The following is a 17,518-nucleotide window of genomic DNA, read 5'->3' as shown; positions in this document are numbered from 1 at the left end:
TTCATTCATCAGATTATACTAATATAGTAATGTTGCCTCAATTCAAAAAAATGACCATAGTGAAAATTAATCTCATTATCAATGCATGCTGCTTCCCTCTCGGAAGCAGCATGATGCATTTTTAGGGGGTTAACAACGATAGTCATTTTCAATTGAAGAGAGGATGAATGAAAATGAATAATACGATCTCAATGACAGCATCATGGAAGAAATGGCTGGATACACATAATGAATCTTGTGCGGCAGCAGGCAGTCTGCTGTTCCTGCTGTTGGCTATGTTCGGCAGTTCAGTTTCGGATGATTGGGTGTTGGCGTGCTACGTGCTGTCTTATATTTGTGGAGGCTGGCTAAAGCTGAAGGATGGCGTTGTTACGCTAATACGTGATAAGGATTTGGATGTCAACCTGCTGATGATTGCAGCCGCACTTGGTGCAGCTTCAATCGGATACTGGTCAGAAGGTGCGATCCTTATTTTTATTTTTGCATTGAGCGGTGCACTGGAAACCTTTACGATGAATCGCAGCTCAAAAGATATTTCCGCACTCATGGATCTGAAGCCTGAAGAAGCACATGTCATTCGCAGCGGAGTGGAGTATGTACTGCCTGTAGAGGAGGTGCTGGTCGGGGATCTCGTTCTGGTAAAGCCAGGTGAACGTATACCGGCTGATGGAACGGTGCAAGATGGGCAATCTGCAGTGAATCAATCATCGATTACCGGCGAAAGCATTCCAGTCGATAAGAATAAGGGTGACGACGTGTATGCAGGAACAGTGAATGGGCAGGGGGCTTTATATATTACTGTATCGCAAACGAGTGAATCGTCTTTATTTGCAAAGATTATCCTGCTTGTACAGGAAGCGCAAAGTGAAATGCCAAAGTCACAGCGAATGATTGAAAGATTCGAACATATTTACGCAAGGGTGATTCTATTCGCAGCCTTGGCGCTTGCAGTTTTTCCGCCATTGCTGCTTCAAGAAACATGGACAGAGGCCTTTTACCGGGCAATGGTCTTTCTCGTTGTGGCATCCCCATGTGCTTTAGTTGCCTCGATTATGCCAGCTACGCTATCTGCGATTTCAAATAGTGCTCGTAAGGGTGTCTTGTTCAAGGGCGGTGCATACTTGGATCATATTTCACATGTGAAAGTGATTGCCTTTGACAAGACGGGAACGCTGACAAGCGGAAAGCTGGAAGTAACAGATGTTATTCCGTATGAATCGATGAATGAACAGGGGCTCCTGCTTGCTGCAGGGGCATTGGAGAAGCTGTCCACACACCCGATTGCTAAGGCAATTGTTGCTGAAGCGCAGCGAAGCGGTGATGGTGTGGTCGATTCTGAATTAGGGCCACGTCCTTCTCAATTTCAAGCACATGCTGGGCAAGGCATTGAGGCTGTATGGGCAGGAGAGTCGTGGAGAATCGGCAAGCCTGCTTATATCCAGTCAGAGCAGGAAATAGATGGGGACATCCGCGAACAGATTGATACGCTGCAATATCAAGGCAAGACGGTTATTGTGATAGAGAAGTCCCGGCGAGTGGTTGGAGTTATTGCACTGCAAGATCGCATTCGTCCGGAAGCGATTGAAATGGTGAAGCAATTGAAGCGCCAAGGAATACAGGTAGCGATGCTGACAGGCGATCAGAAGCAGACAGCTAACAGCATTGCGACAGAAGCAGGAATTGACTTGGTGTTCTCAGAGTTGTTGCCCGAAGATAAGCTGAGCATAGTTAAGGAACTGAAGACGCAGTACGGTCAGATAGCGATGGTAGGAGATGGCGTCAATGATGCGCCGGCACTTGCGAGTGCGTCGGTCGGAATTGCCATGGGGGCAGCAGGCAGTGATGCAGCCTTGGAAACAGCCGATGTTGTTCTGATGAATGACGACCTCACTAACATTGGCCGTGCGATCGTATTAAGCAGAAGAACGCAATCCATTGTGAAGCAGAACATTATTTTTGCTGCTGTGGTCATTATGGGGCTAATTGCAACGAACTTTATTTTCGGCATCCCACTCCCGCTTGGCGTTGTCGGACATGAGGGGAGCACGATTCTTGTTATCTTAAATGGGTTGCGATTATTGAAGTCCTAAAAGGGTTTCCTGAGCCAGCAGGAATTAATGATCGCTCTATTGAATTATGTACGAGGAAAAAAGCTCCTTATTCGGGGTATGTTCTGGAGATGGTTTCCATATTGTGTGGGGAGGTTATTGCATCATGCTGCAGCATGGGGATAAGGTCGTTGTCATTGGGGATTCCATTACGGATTGTGAACGGGCAAGGCCATATGGAGAGGGGCTTTTCGGAGCCAATGGAAAAGGATATGTATCCTTGTTCGATGCATTGGTTCAAACGGAGCATCCAGAAATAGAAATTCGCATTGTAAACATGGGTGTTAGCGGAAATACAGTTGTTGATTTAGAGAGCAGATGGGAGACAGATGTCGAAGAGCTGGAGCCCGATGTTCTCGTCATTTGCATCGGTATTAATGATGTGTGGCGCCAGTTCGACATGCCCTACATGTCCGAACAACATGTAGGGTCAGAGCGGTATTCCGATACTTACACTCATCTTATTGAACGCTCCAAGCCAAATGTGCGCGAGATTGTTCTTATGACGCCATTTTATATAGAACCGAACAAAGAAGATGCCATGCGTCAGACCATGGATGAATATGGCCGGATCGTGAAGGATTTGGCGAATGTTCATGGAGCAGTGCTTGTTGATACGCAACAGGTTATGGATAATCTGCTCAAGCATTTCTATCCGGCTGCACTAGCTTGGGATCGAGTTCATCCGAGCATTGTGGGGCATATGGCTCTGGCTAAGGCGCTTTATAAGGTCTGCTTTTCTAACTAATCCTCATACGGACAGGAAGTTATAGGTAAGTGGTAAGTGAACGAGCAAGGAGATGCTGCCATCTCTTCCTGTCAACTATTTCCTTATGGCTGCCGCATATTATTCGTATTCACTTTTTATCCATTGTTGTACGATCTTTGATCAAGGAATAAAGAACCGCACCAAATGCAAACGTTTACAACCGAACAAACTTTCCTTATTCGATTTTTTCAATGAATCAGAGGGAAGAAGATGTCCGTACACTACAGTCAAGCATGTGTTGAACGTATGGATTAACAGAAATGTTGAAGAGTTTGCTGCACAAGGTGTTGTTTGTGCCGGGAAGAAGGGCAGACAATTATAAATGATACTTATGATCACGTCTTGAAGCCGACAGCATTGTTTTGCTGTCGGTCTTATTTTTCGCAGCCTGTTCATAAGTTTTTCTTATTTATTCGGTCGGAATACGTTATAATAAGAGTATTAGCAGTATACCCATGCAATCCTCCCATTGATTGCCCAAAATGATGCTGTTAGCGATTACACGACGGAAAGGGCTGATGCGAATTTGTGGACGACGGATATGATTATTTTCTTATTTGGTGGTTTGCTTCTGGCGGGAGTGGTTAGTGCCAAATTCTCGAATCGATTCAATGTGCCATCACTTGTATTGTTTATTATTGTAGGTATGGCATTGAATCCCCTTATTTATTACGATAATGCGAATCTGACGCAGTTATTCGGGATTTTGGCTCTAATCATTATATTGTTCGATGGAGGTATGCAGACAAGCTGGCGTGACATCAAGCCCGTAATTGGCGGATCTGTGTCGCTTGCGACCATCGGCGTGTTAATTACCGCTACGATATTCGGAGTGTGCTCCGTATTTATTTTGGGCATTGACTGGAAGGAAGGCATGCTTATTGGTGCGATTGTCGGCTCAACGGATGCTGCGGCAGTCTTCGCGGTTCTCGGCAGTCAAAATGTAAAAAAGCGATTAACGTCTACCCTAGAAGCAGAATCAGGCACGAATGATCCAATGGCGGTCTTCTTGACGATATCATTCATCCAATGGATTCAAATTCCGGACTTATCGGTTTGGGAAATGCTGTTTTCATTTGTGTGGCAAATGGGGCTTGGACTTGGATTAGGGTTGCTCGCTGGCTGGATTGCTGTTCAAGTATTGAATCGGATTGCCCTCGATACATCGGGCTTATATCCTGTACTTTCGATTGGATTCGCTATTCTCATTTATAGTGGAGTCGGGCTGCTGAAGGGTAGCGGCTTCCTCGCCGTATACGTAATGGCGCTAGTTATAGGCAATTCCGATCTACAGTATCGCTATACAATCGTAAAATTCAATGAGGGCTTCTCGTGGTTGATGCAGATTATGATGTTCATTATGCTGGGATTGCTCGTATTCCCTTTTCAACTGCTGGAGATTACATGGCAAGGCTTGGTGCTGTCTCTACTCCTCATGTTCGTGGCGAGACCGATCGGCGTGTTTATCAGTCTGATGTACAGCAAGTTTACGGGCAAGGAGAAGACGCTTATCGCATGGGCTGGCTTGAAAGGCGCGGTTCCGATTGTCATGGCCACTTACCCGCTTATTGCAGGATTGGAGCATGGACAGCTATTCTTCAATATTGTTTTCTTTATTGTTCTGACATCTGCGCTTATCCAAGGCGCTACCATTTCTCCGCTTGCGAAGCGGTTTGGGCTGACAGGGGAGCCAGGCGGACAGCAAGTACATTCACTTGAACTGGTATCGGTCGGCAAGACGAATATGGATTTGGTCAAGAAAACGATTGAACCAGGGGCTTGCGTGGAGAATAGTTATCTTCATCAGCTCAAATTGCCGGAAGATACCTTGATCACTGCCGTTATTCGCGGTGAAGAAATGATAGCGCCTAAAGGAACCACGCAGCTGCTGGCTGGGGATGTGGCGTACGTGCTTGTTGCCAAAAATCAAAGGGATGAAGTTAGAAGATTGTTCACGGAGATTGCAGATGGGCGATGTACAGTAACCAGCAGCAATCATGCTGAGTCGCCGCTAGAGACAGCGGATGAAGCTATAGAAGTAGAAGAACAAGCGGGGTTGGCTCAGATTAAAAGTTCAGCTTTAGAAAAAAAGAACGAAATGAACCTGTCTGCTAAAAAAGGAACATGAACGGTTAAGAGCGAATAGTACGATTATAGTGACTTTCAAGGGGGAAGTAGAATCGTATGTTAGGGATGGAGCAGCACACCTTCAGTATTCGCAAGCAGTCAGCGGAATGGAAACGGGACGACAAAACACTGCGTGGACTAATTACCCTACCGGTTGCAAGCGCTCCTGTTGCAGCGGTCGTCATGTGTCATGGATTTACAGGACATATGTTGGAAGGAAGGGGATTTTTTCGCAGACTAAGCGAACAGCTTGCACAAGCGGGAGTGGCGGCCATTCGTTTCGATTTTGCTGGAAGTGGGGAGAGCGACGGAACGTTTGAAGAAATGACGCTGTCTTCTGAACTGGCTGATGCGTTAGCAGTATTCCGATCTGTTCGTAGTATGGATGGCATCGATCCGAATCGTGTCAGCTTATTGGGTTTCAGTATGGGTGGGGCGGTATCGCTTCTGGCGGGAGCACAGCTGGGAGATGAGCTGCATCGCTTGGTGGGGTTGTGTCCTGCTGCAAATATTTTTGATATTGTAGCTAGGGAAGCGTCTGGGCCTCGCTTTAAGCAGTTGATGGAGGAAGGCCGCATGGAGATGAACGGCTTCATCGTAGGTCAAGGGCTGCTGGAAGATACTGTTCAGCACGATATGTATGCTGCCGCATCTCGCATCCAGTGTCCGACTTTATTCGTTCATGGAACCGCTGATAGCGCTGTGCCTCCTTATATTTCGCATCGCTTAGCTGCCGCAATGGAAGGGCGAGCCGGCATCACGTGGATAGATGGTTCGGATCATGTATTTTCCTTGTCTGAGCATGCGAAGCAGGTATGTAAGGCAGTCGTACATTTTTTAGCGGATTAGCTGGTTTACGATAGATTGATGTGATTTATCTCCTTTTATTGGTATGAAAGATGCTGCACAATAGATTCAGGTGTGGTGTATGCGATATGGAATACGTATATGTCATGCAAGGTGCCCGTCCTTCTGCCCCCCAACTCCAGGTAGGGCGGGACTCTTAAAGCGATTAACGCATCTGCTTGCGAGCAGGTGCGTTTTTGCTCTTTATGGTCGTCTTTGCGTCGCGGAGAAATGGAATACTGACAGATTGAGTAATAAAAAAATGAGGAAAATGTTTCATAATGCTATTGTGAAATAGGACTAATTAACCGATATTATATAGTAGTACGTGAAAGTACAGCAAGGTTAAGAGAAGAAAGGTGAAGGCAATAGATGATGAAGTACGAGAAGCTGAATGATGCGTTTAAACACGTTGGATACAGCCCATATCGCTATGTCCATATCGTGGATGTTACGACTGAGGCTGTTGATTTTGATCATAGGGACAGAGAACGCGTAGATCAATTGGTTATTGGGTCAGAAGAACCAATGACAGAAGAGCAGTTAAAAGTGGAGGCACGCACGAAGTTGATGGAAGAACATCCTGATTTTCAGTTTTTCCGCGAGGTGCAGGTAGCAAAGCTTGATGTCGTGCAGGCGTTCGATTTGGAACTGCAGTAGGTTGTAAAGCAGCAAGCATTTGTTATTACGGATGCTAAGTTCTCCCCTTAGGTGCGTTTTTGCAGCCGCATGTAAGGGGACGAGCTTTCGATAGCAGGAAAGGTACATATAGGGATAAGGAGATGAATCGGTTGTTCAAGGGGATTAAGAGAGCACAAGGGACGACACCGAGGAAGTGGAATTTGAATTGGAAATCATTCGTTTCCTCCGTATTTCAGAATCCATCGCGTTCCGTAGGAACGAAGCTATTTCTGGTGTTTGTCATCAGTATTATTGTGTTTGTATTTAGTGTAGGCATGATTTCATATTTCTTCTCTAAGAATGCAATTGAAGATCAAGCATCTAAATCCAATTACCAAACGATGGTTCAGGCCGCGCAAAAAATTGATCTTCAACTGACCCAGTTCAACAATATGACGATGCAGATCATGTTCGATCCTAACTTGACAGCCTCGCTCAAAACGTTGAAGGACAATCAGATTAGCGCATATGAAAAGATTCAAACGATGGAAGCGATTACGAAAACGCTGCAAACCTACAGCGTAGGCAATCCGCTAATCGAAAATATTTATCTTATTCCGATCGATCCGAAGCGCAACACAATGGCTGCACTTGGCCTGCGCGGCAATTTGGATAATTTGCGCAAACAGGCATGGTTCGAAGAAGCGACGAAGAGCAATGGACAATCTATTTGGGTAGATACTATGCCGAAAGGGGTGGATAAGGCGCCGGAAGCTACATTTGGAATTGCGCGTCCGATGCGGGATTTGAACTCTGGCATGGCCGAATACATTGTACTGATGGAAATTCGAATCGCTACTTTTTCGAAATCGCTGGAAGGAATTAATCTGGGTGACGGATCTACGGTTCAAGTGATGAACCGCAGTGGACATTATATTTATTTTGAAGATGATGATAAGCTGACCAAGGAAGCTCCAAAGTGGCTCATGCCTCATATTGAGGATACGGCGAGTGTCGTTAGCGGCAGCACGAAGGTGGCTTCTGATTCTGATGGTGACATGCTTCTTGTCTATGATCAGATGCCATCGAGCCGTTGGATGCTCGTTGGAGCGGTTCCTGTGGCTGAGCTAGTGAAAGAAGCGAAATCCATTCTGACTCTTACATTCATCTCCATGCTTGCTGCTGCTGTCATCGCGGTTGTGATCGGCTGGCTGGTTATCCAGTGGGTGGCTACTCCGCTCGTGAAGCTCCGCAATTTAATGAATGAAGGGGCACAGGGAAATCTGGCAGTTCGTGCGGTATCCAAGTCCAAGGATGAGATTGGCCAGCTTGCAAATGGATTTAATACGATGATGGAGCAAATTACGGATCTCGTGAAAAGCACAGATGCAAGTGCTCGCGCTGTTTTGGATACTGCTGCCTACTTATCGGAAGCATCTCGCAGCACGGCCATTTCCGCGAAGGAAATTGCGATTGCGACTGAAGAGATAGCTAAAGGTGCTACATCTCTGGCTGTTGAAGCAGAACGCGGTCATGATCTGACGCATAATATTGCTTCACAGATGACGACTGTTATTGATGCAAATGGACAGATGGATCTTTCTGTTCAGGCTGTTGCGGAATCGAGCACGCTTGGGGCGGCAAATATGACCTCCTTGATGAGCCGCACGACTTCAACAGGAGATATGATGCGATCTCTTGCAACGAAGGTCAATACACTTAGCGATAGTACACAATCGATTCGTAAAATATTGGACGTACTTCATAACATGACGAAGCAAACGAACATCCTATCCTTGAATGCTACCATTGAGGCTGCGCGTGCAGGAACTGCGGGCAAAGGCTTCATGGTTGTTGCAGATGAGATACGCAACCTAGCTGACCAATCTCGTCAATCCATCGATGTCGTTGGACAAATTACAGAGAAAATTCAGCAGGAGATTACAGAGACGGTTACGGCGCTGTCGGAAGCGTTCCCGCTCTTCCAGAAGCAAGCAGAAGCTGTGCAGGAAACGGATGTAATCTTCTCGACTGTGCAGCAGCAAATGGATGGCATGATTCAACAGCTTGGAAATGTGACGGGCTCGATTGGACGATTAAACGAGGCTCAATCCATTCTAGTTGAAGCGATGAGCAATGTAAGTGCAGTTGCTGAAGAGGCATCTGCTACGTCCGAAGAGGTGGCATCATTAAGTACGGAACAGTTGAATGTCTCGAACCGCTTAGTTGAGTTGTCGCAACAGCTTGAGGAAGTATCCTCAAACCTCAAGGAAACCTTATCTCAATTCAAATATTAGAATCATTCGCGAAGGCCCGTATCTGTTAGAGATACGGGCTTTATTTTGTGCGGGGATTGGAGAAGGCGTTCATTTATCGTAGTTTTATGCCCAATTGAAGCAGCCTGCGATGTATCCATCTACACCTAGAGTGTAATGTTCAAGAAATGAAAAATATGTTGAATTATGGATGTTGTTGTGCTATTGTTGAACTAACTTCACACGGAAAATGTACGGAAGCACCGTCATTAAGCGAGGCATTAGCATTAATGCCCGTTTGATGGCGGTGTTTTTTGTTTTGTCCAGGTATGGTGTAGGGGCGTTCTAAACCGTGAAGTAGGAAGGGGAGAGATGTATTAGCAGATGGGATGTTGTGATTGCTCATCCGCAAAAGCGCATACTGGACGGTTATACGGATTATTGGAAGCAATCCATGTACTATGAGTCGATGAATTTACGCGTATTTACTCAGTCCGATACGCTAGGCCATTATTTGCGGCTGAAGCCAGGCCTACATGTGCTTGTCGCTGAACCAGATTTGCTTCGAACCTTGTCTAAGGAGGATGTTAAAGGCATCATCGTGGTTGCATTGTCTATTGAGCAATCTGCTCAAGCGCTAGCAATAGACTTCCCATGCCACTTACAAAATCCTTATCAGCCGATCCCTCAGCTGCTGCAGTCGATTATTGAATATTGTCAATCGGAGGATATCAATGAGGAACCATGGAGAGGTAATCGCACATGTCGCATAGTTGGCATTTCCTCAACGTCCGGAGGAATAGGAAAAACCACTATGGCGCTTCACTTGGCAGCAATTGCTGTTAAATCCGGATTAAGGCCTTTTCTACTTAACATTGACCCGATTCAGGAGTACAGCGTATTCCTTCAAGGTATGGACGATCAGACTGAAGGGCGAATCCCCTTGGCTCAGCTTTTTTATTACTTAAAGAAGGCTGGGGAGGGGCATGTGTCCGAGTCGTTGTTCTTAGAGTCATCTATGCTGACTATTCCTATGCTCGGTGCACGAATGCTTCATCCAGTTCAATTGGCTGAAGAGTGGAAGTGGCTGGATGCGAGCCTGCTGCGTTCATTGTTGACTGCGCTTCAAGACAGCGGACAATACGACCTGATTATTGTTGAAGGGGCCTATATTCATCCTGCTTTTGAAGCTGTATGGGACATGGCAGATCAGGTTGTATGGCTTCTACTTGATGATATGGCCTATATACAGAAGACGAGGATATTGTTACAGCAGTGGGAAAGCGCTGAAGAGACTGTGCTTCGTCAGCGAATGAAGCGAATACGCGTGGTATTGAATCGATATATGGGTTCCATGCAAAATGCATGGCAGCCTCGAGAAGCAGGCATATCAGGATATTTACCTTACATTCCAGCATGGAAGCAAATTTATCGATTCGATCAATGGCTCCAATCCAGTGTATTTCGTTCAACCTTGGAGGAATGGGCTGGAACAGAGTTGGGACTATTCAGCATGGGCCGCTAAGGGGTGAATTTGTAATGATACGGGGAAAGGATAATCAGCCAGTCCAGACTAAAAGGCATTTGCAGATAGAAACGGATCGCATGTCGCTTGATGAATTGTATATCACGATACGGCAGAAGGTGCGTGAGAGTATGGAATGGGGAGATCCGCTATCTGATGAGGCTTTGATGGAGCGAATCGAGCAAGCTTTGTTCACTTTTTCGCAGGCTGCACACTTGGCATCGGCTGATCTTCGAACTGTGGTGCGCAGAGTCTTTTATTCCTTCCGTGGTCTTGACGCGCTTCAGCCGCTTGTAGAAGATCCCGAAATAACGGAAATTATGGTCAACAGCCATCGAGAATTATTCATAGAGCGCCAAGGTTATATGGAGAAACTGAATCTTTCTTTTGAAAGTGAGGAAAAGCTGGAGGATGTTATTCAGGCCATTGTCTCTCAAGTAAATCGTACGGTGAACGAATCTTCGCCAATTGTCGATGCTAGATTGCGGGATGGTTCGCGGGTTCATGTTGTCCTTCCGCCGATTGCACTGAAGGGGCCAGCGGTTACGATTCGAAAGTTTCCATCGAAGCCGCTTCACATGTTGGATCTTATCTGCTATGGCGCGCTGAGTGACGATGCGGCTCAATTTCTGCAAACCTTGATTAAGGGGAAATACAATTTGTTCATCAGCGGGGGTACGGGCTCGGGAAAGACGACATTTCTAAACGCGCTGTCCCAGTTTATTCCAACTGATGAACGGGTGATTACAATCGAGGATGCGGCAGAGTTGCAAATTCATTCAGTTCCAAACTTGGTATCCCTCGAAACGCGAAATGCCAATTCCGAAGGCAAGGGAGCCGTTGCGATGCGAGACCTGATTCGCGCCTCGCTTCGAATGCGGCCGAACCGCATAATCGTGGGGGAAGTGCGTGGAGCTGAAGCATTGGATATGCTTCAGGCGATGAACACAGGCCATGACGGTTCTTTATCTACAGGCCATTCCAATGGGCCAAAGGATATGATAAGCCGCCTGGAGACGATGGTGCTAAGCGGGGCGAATCTCCCCGTCATTGTGGTTAGGCAGCAGATTGCCTCTGCAATTGACGTGATTGTGCATTTGGCAAGGATGAGAGATGGCTCGCGCAAGGTGCTGGAGATTGCAGAAGTAAGAGGATTTGTCGAAGGCGAAGTGCAGTTGTCGAGCTTATATCAATTCGAAGAGAGCGGTCAAGAAGATGGCAGGATTATCGGGAGGCTGGTTAAGCGTGGGACGTTAGAACATGTGGACAAGCTGCGAATGGCAGGACTTGAGCTGCCTTGCGTGGGAGGGGACGGGGAAAGTGAAGCAACAGAAGGATAAGGCGGAGACGGGACTTCCTCGATACGATGCATATGTTTTGAACCATAAGGAGAGGATCTTCGCGATCCTTGCGGGATGTTCAGCAATGGCTGGTATCGGATACCTGTTTTATCAGCATTGGCTCGGGATGATCCTGCTATCAATCATTGGTGTTCGCTATACCCGTATCCGCCAGCGAACACTGCTTGAGCGCAAACGATCACAATTGACCTTGCAATTTAAGCAGACTTTATATTCATTATCATCCGCTCTCGGTGCAGGAAGGTCAATGGAGAATGCATTTCGGGAGGCTGCTCAGGATCTAAGGCTTCTCTATCCTGGAACTGATGTAGATATGATTCGAGAGCTTCACATTTTGTCATTGCGCATGGAGAATGGAGAACCGGTAGAACAAGCCATGATGGACTTCAGTGAGCGAGCGCAGCAGGATGATATTGCGAATTTTGCAGATGTATTTATGACCTGTAAGCGAACAGGCGGGGATTTGATTGAAGTAGTGCGCCGGACCTCCTCCGTCATTGGCGAGAAAATGGATATTCTACAGGAGATAGAGGTACTTGTGGCGCAGAAGAGGCTAGAGATGAAGGCTATGATGGCTGCCCCATTTTTGTTCTTGGCATTTCTCAATATGAGCTCGCCTGACTTTATGACGCCGCTGTATGAAGGGATTGGCAGAGTGATTGCAACGGCCGCATTAATCGTGCTGTCCATTGGAGTTTTATTGATTCATAAATTAATGGATATTCGGGTCTAATCAGACATTTTATTTCCGATGAAGTTGTTTAGTGAAAGGGGAGGTAGTTGTGCTGCCTACTTGGATCTGGGGCATATCCAGTATAGTAATTATCGTGCTATACGTTTTGATGAATCAAGCTGGAAAAGCGCGATATGCTGAATTGCTTGCTGCGATTGACTCGGAAATGAAAACAGCGAAATGGCTTCCAGCATCATTGATGTGGCAGGAGAAGCTGCAGCCAACCCTGGATACTCACCCCGCCCTAGTGAAGATAAGGCAGGCGATTATGCAAATGCATGGGCCAGCACGATCTCATTCGATGTATCGGGGAGTGATGGCGGAGATGGGGCTGTATCTGTTCGGGGGAGTCGTAGCGGGATTTCTCCTTCCTGCTGTAACAGACGGCAGCTTCACTACTATGGCAGGCGGTATGCTGCTCGGCGTCATTCTCCCGCTCGTGCGCGGCAAGGAGGTTGTCAACAAGGCCGAACGAAGACGCCAGGACATACAATTGGAGCTTCCGGAATTGATTAACAAGCTAAATCTGCTTGTACAAGCTGGGGAAACCGTACCGAAGGCACTTGCAACCTGTATTGAGCGGAAGAAGTCAGAGAACCAGCATCCATTATACATAGAGTTGTTTCGAATGATGTCAGATGTACATAACGGTTATTCCTTCGCGCAGGCAATGGAGCTGCTGGCGAAGCGCTGTTCGATGCAGGAAGTATCTATGTTCGTGACTACAGTGCTCATGAACCAGCGGCGTGGCGGGGAGACATTCATGCTTGCGATGGCGGATTTGGGCAGACAATTGTGGGACAAGCGCAAAACGGTGGCACGCAAGCGGGGCGAGGAGTTGTCAACGAAGCTGGTATTTCCGATGATGTTGATGTTTCTAGTTGTTCTTGTTGTTGTCGGTGCGCCAGCACTATTGATGATGCAGGGGTAATATTATCGTGTTTTCATTTTTATTGGAATTAAAGGAGGATAACAATGTTGAACTCACTATGGAAACGATTATGGGTCGAAGAAGACGGGCTTGGCATGGTGGAGATTGTTGTCATTATTGCCGTTATTGTCGTTCTTGCACTTACATTTCGGGAACAAATCAAGGAGTTTCTGAAAGGGCTATTTGCAAAGGTGGACACCGAGAAAAATAAAATTTTCGATAGCACACCATAAGAGGGGATTTCCTTGAAGAAAAATCTTCATAAATGGTGGAAACGGCTTATTTCCGAAGAGGGTACTTACACGGTTGAAGCGAGCATCATATTTCCAGTTGTTTTTTATTGTTCTTTAGCAATGCTTTTCTTCGCGATGCTGATGTTCCAGCACGTCATGTCGTCACATGCTGCGACGCTTGCGGCAGAGCGGGGAGCAGCCTTCTGGGACAATAGCTTCAAAGACGCAACTACGGGTTCTTATCCAGAAGGCAAGCGTGATGGGCTGTACTGGCGATTATTCGATGATTTTATGCTGGATCGTTTGCTTGGTGTTGTAACCGGCAGTGTGACGAACGAAATTTCGCTGCCAGTCAGCAGCGACTCGTCTTCACTTCCAGAGAAGAAGCTCATGCGGGCAGGAAGACTTTTGCCGCCTATTTTCCAGGGAGAGATGAAATTCGACAACATTGCAATTGAACGCAAGGTAAAGGTTTCACTTGATCGTCCCTTGTACCAAAAGGCATTTGCGCAGCTTACTGGACGTCGAGTATCTGGAGAAGGCGAGGCTGCCGCAGCCGTTGTGGAGCCTGTAGAATTTATACGTTCCGTTGAATTTGGACGGTATATGTATACCAAGCTCACTCAATGGAAGCAGAAGGGAGTCACGAATGAGCAAGCTGCTGATACGATTAAGCGGGCAGCTAAATAGCAGATGGAATCGAAAAAACCTCAATGATAGATGCGGAGGTGTTCAAGCGGATGGGGGACGAGAGGAGAACTCGCATGAGGCGAAGTTTATGGAAAGATGTTCAGGGCTCCGTATCCGTCCTTCTCATTTTTATCGTTGCCGCAATCTTTCTGTTTACGAGTGTGCTCATTGATTATGCTCGTATAGCGGCCGCTGAGTGGCGGGCGGAGGTGCTTGCTCAAAGCGGAATTCGCTCCGTTATGTCCGCCTATGAACCTGCACTGCAGCAGCGTTATCAATTGTTCGCTTACGGACAGTCCGATCCTGCCATTATTATGGATTATGTAATGCAGGATCAGGCGAGGCTAAAGGCTACCGGTGTATTTCCATGGGTATCTGTGCTGTTAGACAGCCATTCCACCTCGATTACGAGAGAACTTGGACGATATGATGAGTTGGAGCGGCAGATCTTAGAAGATATGAAGTACAAGGCACCTGTTCAATTTGCGTTTGATTTGTCCAGCAAGTTGAAGCCAATGTCCAAAGTAATGAAGGAAGCAGCGCAAACAACAGAGCTGCTATCCAAGTTGAAGAAGCAGGTTGACAAACGTGATAAGGAAATACGCACAGCCTTTAAGCTGCAGATCTCGCTTCGTAATGATGCTGCACGATCTGACCTGTCCAGCCGAATAGCGACAGGAGAAAGCGATATCATGCGAGATAGCTCGCTGGGTTCAATTCGAAGTGCAGCGGATATGGGAGCACAATATTCAGATTATGTATATAAGATTCGTTTGGATGAGAACCGTGCTGAAGATGAAAACAAGCAATATGAGGATGCTACGGATGCGTATGAGACTGACTCATCAGATATGTCTAGAAGGCTGATGTCGGCTTCCTCTAGCTTATTGGATCAGCATCGTAAGGGGGTGAATACAGCTCTGATCCATATTGAGAGGGCCCGTCAATACAATGAAGAGATGAAGCAGGTCATTCAAGAGGTGCGTGCCAGCTCGAGTTACAACGGATATGACCAAGTTGGTCAATCCAGTGAGCCAAGTGAAGGGACGATAAGTGATTCTGAACAGATGTCAAATGCAATTAAACGAATTAATGAAGCTGCTGATGATCTAGTAATTCCAGACACTTTCATTACGGAATGGAAGCAGGAGGTAGAAGGACAGCTTCGCAGCATGGAGCAAGTGAATGAAGCAGCGAATCAGGTTCAATCGACGGCAAACCAAATTATGGGGAGAACAATATCCGCTTATAGTCTAAAGAATACAGTTTTCAGTTTTTGGAGGCAATGGCGTCAGTATGCAAAGGATTACGTAGACGCCTCTAATGTGATCGATGCCAGGGAGCAGCAGTTTGAAAAGCAACGATCCACGGAAAAGGAGCGCAAGCAAAAAGAAAAGGAGGCAAATGAAAAGCTTGGAAAAGCAACTGATTTATTGTCTTCATTAAAAAAATTGAAGAATCAGTTAAAGGAGCATGATCAACTGTTTCAAGTAGTAAAGAAGAAGGCAGAGGCTATCGCGGCTTTTAATGATAGTGTATCCGAAGAAGAGACTGCAGCAGACAAACATTATGAGAATGCGGTAGAAGAGGGAAAGGAGTCAATGGATTCTGTTACCTCGATTTATGACAGCATTGCAAGTGGGTTTAGTTTGTTAAGAGATCGATTATACCGCAATGAGTATGCGTTCCTCTACTTCAACTCTTATGATCCTATGAAGCTGAAATCGCTTCTTACGTCAAATAAGCCTGCGGAAGAGTTGGTACAATCCTTATCCATACATAACCAGGAAGTTGAGTACATATTGTATGGATTCCATAATCCATCAAGTAATGTTTCAGCAGCATTTGGGGAAATATTTGCAATGCGGCTTGCGATTCGGACAATGGAGGGTTTTATCGAGTGCGCAAAGTTGAAACATCCGCTGCTCATTTTAATAGCTGCAATTTTATATGGAATTGAACAGGCGGTTCGGGATCTGATTCTTCTCGCTACGCAAGATAAAGTGCCGATTTCGAGATACTTGCCTTCTGTTACATTGTCGTATTCGGATCACTTGCGTTTGTTTATGCTCGTTCATGGCAGTCGTGAAGGAATGCTGAAGCGCATGCTCGCTCTTATTCATCAAAATACAGGTATCGATCCTACGACTAGAGGAACCTATGGTGACACAGAGCTGCGAATTAGCACACCATTATGGTTCCTGCCCGGGGTAATGAAATGGATTGGGCAAACCGGCATATTGGGCGGTGAAATCGAGAATGGAAGATACTATGCAACAAAGACTTCTGTGTTCTCATATTGACGGCAAGAAACAGCTTGCAAAAAGGAATTGCTTTGGACGAGACGGCAACTGGATGCGCCGTTTTATTGGCGATGGTAGGGCCAGTATCACAATTGAAGCTGCGCTGATGCTGCCGATGGTACTGTTCTTGTTTTTATTTTTTGTGTATATGATTTACGCCTCAGTAATTACGACATCTCTGCAATCCGCAGCGACGAATACAGTGAAGCAGGTAGCTGCTCACATGTATCCTATCGAGCTGATAGTGAAGAAAGGGGAATCAAAGGATAGAGAGAGCAAAAGCCCCTTTCTTCGCAAGCCGCCAGCAATGGCTCTAAAAATGACAGCACGGCAGTTCGCTGAGCGCTTTAGTAATGCCTTGCCCCCACCTTTGAATCAATGGGCTTCCGAGCATATGGTAGATTGGGCGGAGAAACGAGCAGAGGCAGCAGGAGAATGGGGACAGGCTCGCGTTGGAGCAGCTTTGTTTAAGCCTTTGCTCATTCGTTATGGAATTCAAGGGATATTAAAGGAAGAGCGGATTCGGATTACACATGTGAAGCTGCCGGATATTGTGGATAAGGAAGAGCCTTATATTGCGATAGAGGTAGAGTACGATCTACCTATGCGTGTGCCTTTTCTCTTGAAGACTATTACTATAGCTGCGAGAGCATCAGAGCGGGTATGGATTGGTGACGGTCCCCAGTCGAGAACAGCTGGGGGAGAAGCAAAAGCTGAGGGGGGGGCGCCACCTGCATTTGTTAGTCTGGAACCAGATCCCTTATTGCCTGGACGTAAAGCCAAGTTGGCGATTAAGGCTATACCACATGAAAAGGTCGAGCTAGTGGTCTTCTATAAAAGTGGAAAGAGTAAAGCAAGGCATATTGGATGGGCTGAAGCGGATGCCGACGGCAATGTAAGCTGGGAATGGCTCGTATCTGGCAATACAACATCTGGTGAATGGAGATTGGTCGTGAACACAGAAGACGGAGGAACTGCAGAGAGGCAATTTACAGTAAATTAATTTGAATGGCTAC

At 46.4% G+C, this 17,518-nt stretch carries 14 protein-coding genes; all 14 read left to right on the top strand.

Going from position 1 to position 17,518, the window contains the following annotated elements:
- Positions 1 to 173: 173 nt before the first annotated feature.
- Positions 174 to 2,090 carry a heavy metal translocating P-type ATPase gene (locus tag NO352_RS17880; protein ID WP_289356331.1) on the top strand — a complete coding sequence of 639 codons (1,917 nt, stop codon included), beginning with the start codon at positions 174 to 176 and terminating at the stop codon, positions 2,088 to 2,090.
- Positions 2,091 to 2,211: 121 nt separating this feature from the next.
- Positions 2,212 to 2,856: an SGNH/GDSL hydrolase family protein gene (locus NO352_RS17875; protein ID WP_483311849.1), complete on the top strand. Its 645-nt coding sequence runs from the start codon at positions 2,212 to 2,214 to the stop codon at positions 2,854 to 2,856.
- Positions 2,857 to 3,418: 562 nt separating this feature from the next.
- The gene (locus NO352_RS17870) at positions 3,419 to 5,005 is read left to right on the top strand and encodes a potassium/proton antiporter (protein WP_268600480.1); all 1,587 of its coding nucleotides are present in this window, start codon (positions 3,419 to 3,421) and stop codon (positions 5,003 to 5,005) included.
- 56 nt (positions 5,006 to 5,061) lie between these two features.
- Positions 5,062 to 5,853, top strand: coding sequence for an alpha/beta hydrolase family protein (locus NO352_RS17865; protein WP_289356329.1), 792 nt, complete (start codon positions 5,062 to 5,064; stop codon positions 5,851 to 5,853).
- A 369-nt stretch (positions 5,854 to 6,222) separates the two neighbouring features.
- The gene (locus NO352_RS17860) at positions 6,223 to 6,510 is read left to right on the top strand and encodes a hypothetical protein (RefSeq protein ID WP_005543874.1); all 288 of its coding nucleotides are present in this window, start codon (positions 6,223 to 6,225) and stop codon (positions 6,508 to 6,510) included.
- Positions 6,511 to 6,641: 131 nt separating this feature from the next.
- Positions 6,642 to 8,768 (top strand): methyl-accepting chemotaxis protein, encoded by a 2,127-nt coding sequence (locus NO352_RS17855; RefSeq protein WP_268621390.1) that lies wholly within the window; start codon positions 6,642 to 6,644, stop codon positions 8,766 to 8,768.
- Between the two features lie 352 nt (positions 8,769 to 9,120).
- The gene (locus tag NO352_RS17850; protein WP_289356328.1) at positions 9,121 to 10,251 is read left to right on the top strand and encodes a nucleotide-binding protein; all 1,131 of its coding nucleotides are present in this window, start codon (positions 9,121 to 9,123) and stop codon (positions 10,249 to 10,251) included.
- A gap of 80 nt (positions 10,252 to 10,331) precedes the next feature.
- Positions 10,332 to 11,591: a TadA family conjugal transfer-associated ATPase gene (locus NO352_RS17845; protein ID WP_289356465.1), complete on the top strand. Its 1,260-nt coding sequence runs from the start codon at positions 10,332 to 10,334 to the stop codon at positions 11,589 to 11,591.
- The gene (locus NO352_RS17840; protein ID WP_005549059.1) at positions 11,572 to 12,345 is read left to right on the top strand and encodes a type II secretion system F family protein; all 774 of its coding nucleotides are present in this window, start codon (positions 11,572 to 11,574) and stop codon (positions 12,343 to 12,345) included. Before NO352_RS17845 ends, NO352_RS17840 begins: the two co-directional genes overlap by 20 nt.
- 49 nt (positions 12,346 to 12,394) lie before the next feature.
- Positions 12,395 to 13,276 carry a type II secretion system F family protein gene (locus NO352_RS17835; RefSeq protein WP_289356327.1) on the top strand — a complete coding sequence of 294 codons (882 nt, stop codon included), beginning with the start codon at positions 12,395 to 12,397 and terminating at the stop codon, positions 13,274 to 13,276.
- Between the two features lie 44 nt (positions 13,277 to 13,320).
- Positions 13,321 to 13,509, top strand: coding sequence for a Flp1 family type IVb pilin (locus tag NO352_RS17830; RefSeq protein ID WP_005549056.1), 189 nt, complete (start codon positions 13,321 to 13,323; stop codon positions 13,507 to 13,509).
- 12 nt (positions 13,510 to 13,521) lie between these two features.
- Positions 13,522 to 14,199 carry a pilus assembly protein gene (locus NO352_RS17825; RefSeq protein ID WP_005549055.1) on the top strand — a complete coding sequence of 226 codons (678 nt, stop codon included), beginning with the start codon at positions 13,522 to 13,524 and terminating at the stop codon, positions 14,197 to 14,199.
- Between the two features lie 74 nt (positions 14,200 to 14,273).
- Positions 14,274 to 16,502 (top strand): acyl-CoA cholesterol acyltransferase, encoded by a 2,229-nt coding sequence (locus NO352_RS17820; RefSeq protein WP_289356325.1) that lies wholly within the window; start codon positions 14,274 to 14,276, stop codon positions 16,500 to 16,502.
- Positions 16,471 to 17,505 carry a TadE/TadG family type IV pilus assembly protein gene (locus NO352_RS17815; protein ID WP_289356324.1) on the top strand — a complete coding sequence of 345 codons (1,035 nt, stop codon included), beginning with the start codon at positions 16,471 to 16,473 and terminating at the stop codon, positions 17,503 to 17,505. Before NO352_RS17820 ends, NO352_RS17815 begins: the two co-directional genes overlap by 32 nt.
- Positions 17,506 to 17,518 lie beyond the last annotated feature (13 nt).

This window comes from Paenibacillus sp. S-12 (genome assembly GCF_030363895.1).
Lineage (GTDB): Bacteria > Bacillota > Bacilli > Paenibacillales > Paenibacillaceae > Paenibacillus_B > Paenibacillus_B alvei.
The sequence above is the reverse complement of the archived record's forward strand: the minus strand, read 5'-3'. Positions and strand labels throughout refer to the sequence as shown.

Bases quoted from the DNA above. Each gene is read 5' to 3' on its own strand.
- NO352_RS17860 (WP_005543874.1), top strand. From the start codon at position 6,223: ATGATGAAGTACGAGAAGCTGAATGATGCGTTTAAACACGTTGGATAC.
- NO352_RS17815 (WP_289356324.1), top strand. From the start codon at position 16,471: ATGCAACAAAGACTTCTGTGTTCTCATATTGACGGCAAGAAACAGCTT.
- NO352_RS17820 (WP_289356325.1), top strand. From the start codon at position 14,274: ATGAGGCGAAGTTTATGGAAAGATGTTCAGGGCTCCGTATCCGTCCTT.
- NO352_RS17870 (WP_268600480.1), top strand. From the start codon at position 3,419: ATGATTATTTTCTTATTTGGTGGTTTGCTTCTGGCGGGAGTGGTTAGT.
- NO352_RS17865 (WP_289356329.1), top strand. From the start codon at position 5,062: ATGTTAGGGATGGAGCAGCACACCTTCAGTATTCGCAAGCAGTCAGCG.
- NO352_RS17830 (WP_005549056.1), top strand. From the start codon at position 13,321: ATGTTGAACTCACTATGGAAACGATTATGGGTCGAAGAAGACGGGCTT.
- NO352_RS17845 (WP_289356465.1), top strand. From the start codon at position 10,332: ATGTCGCTTGATGAATTGTATATCACGATACGGCAGAAGGTGCGTGAG.
- NO352_RS17880 (WP_289356331.1), top strand. From the start codon at position 174: ATGAATAATACGATCTCAATGACAGCATCATGGAAGAAATGGCTGGAT.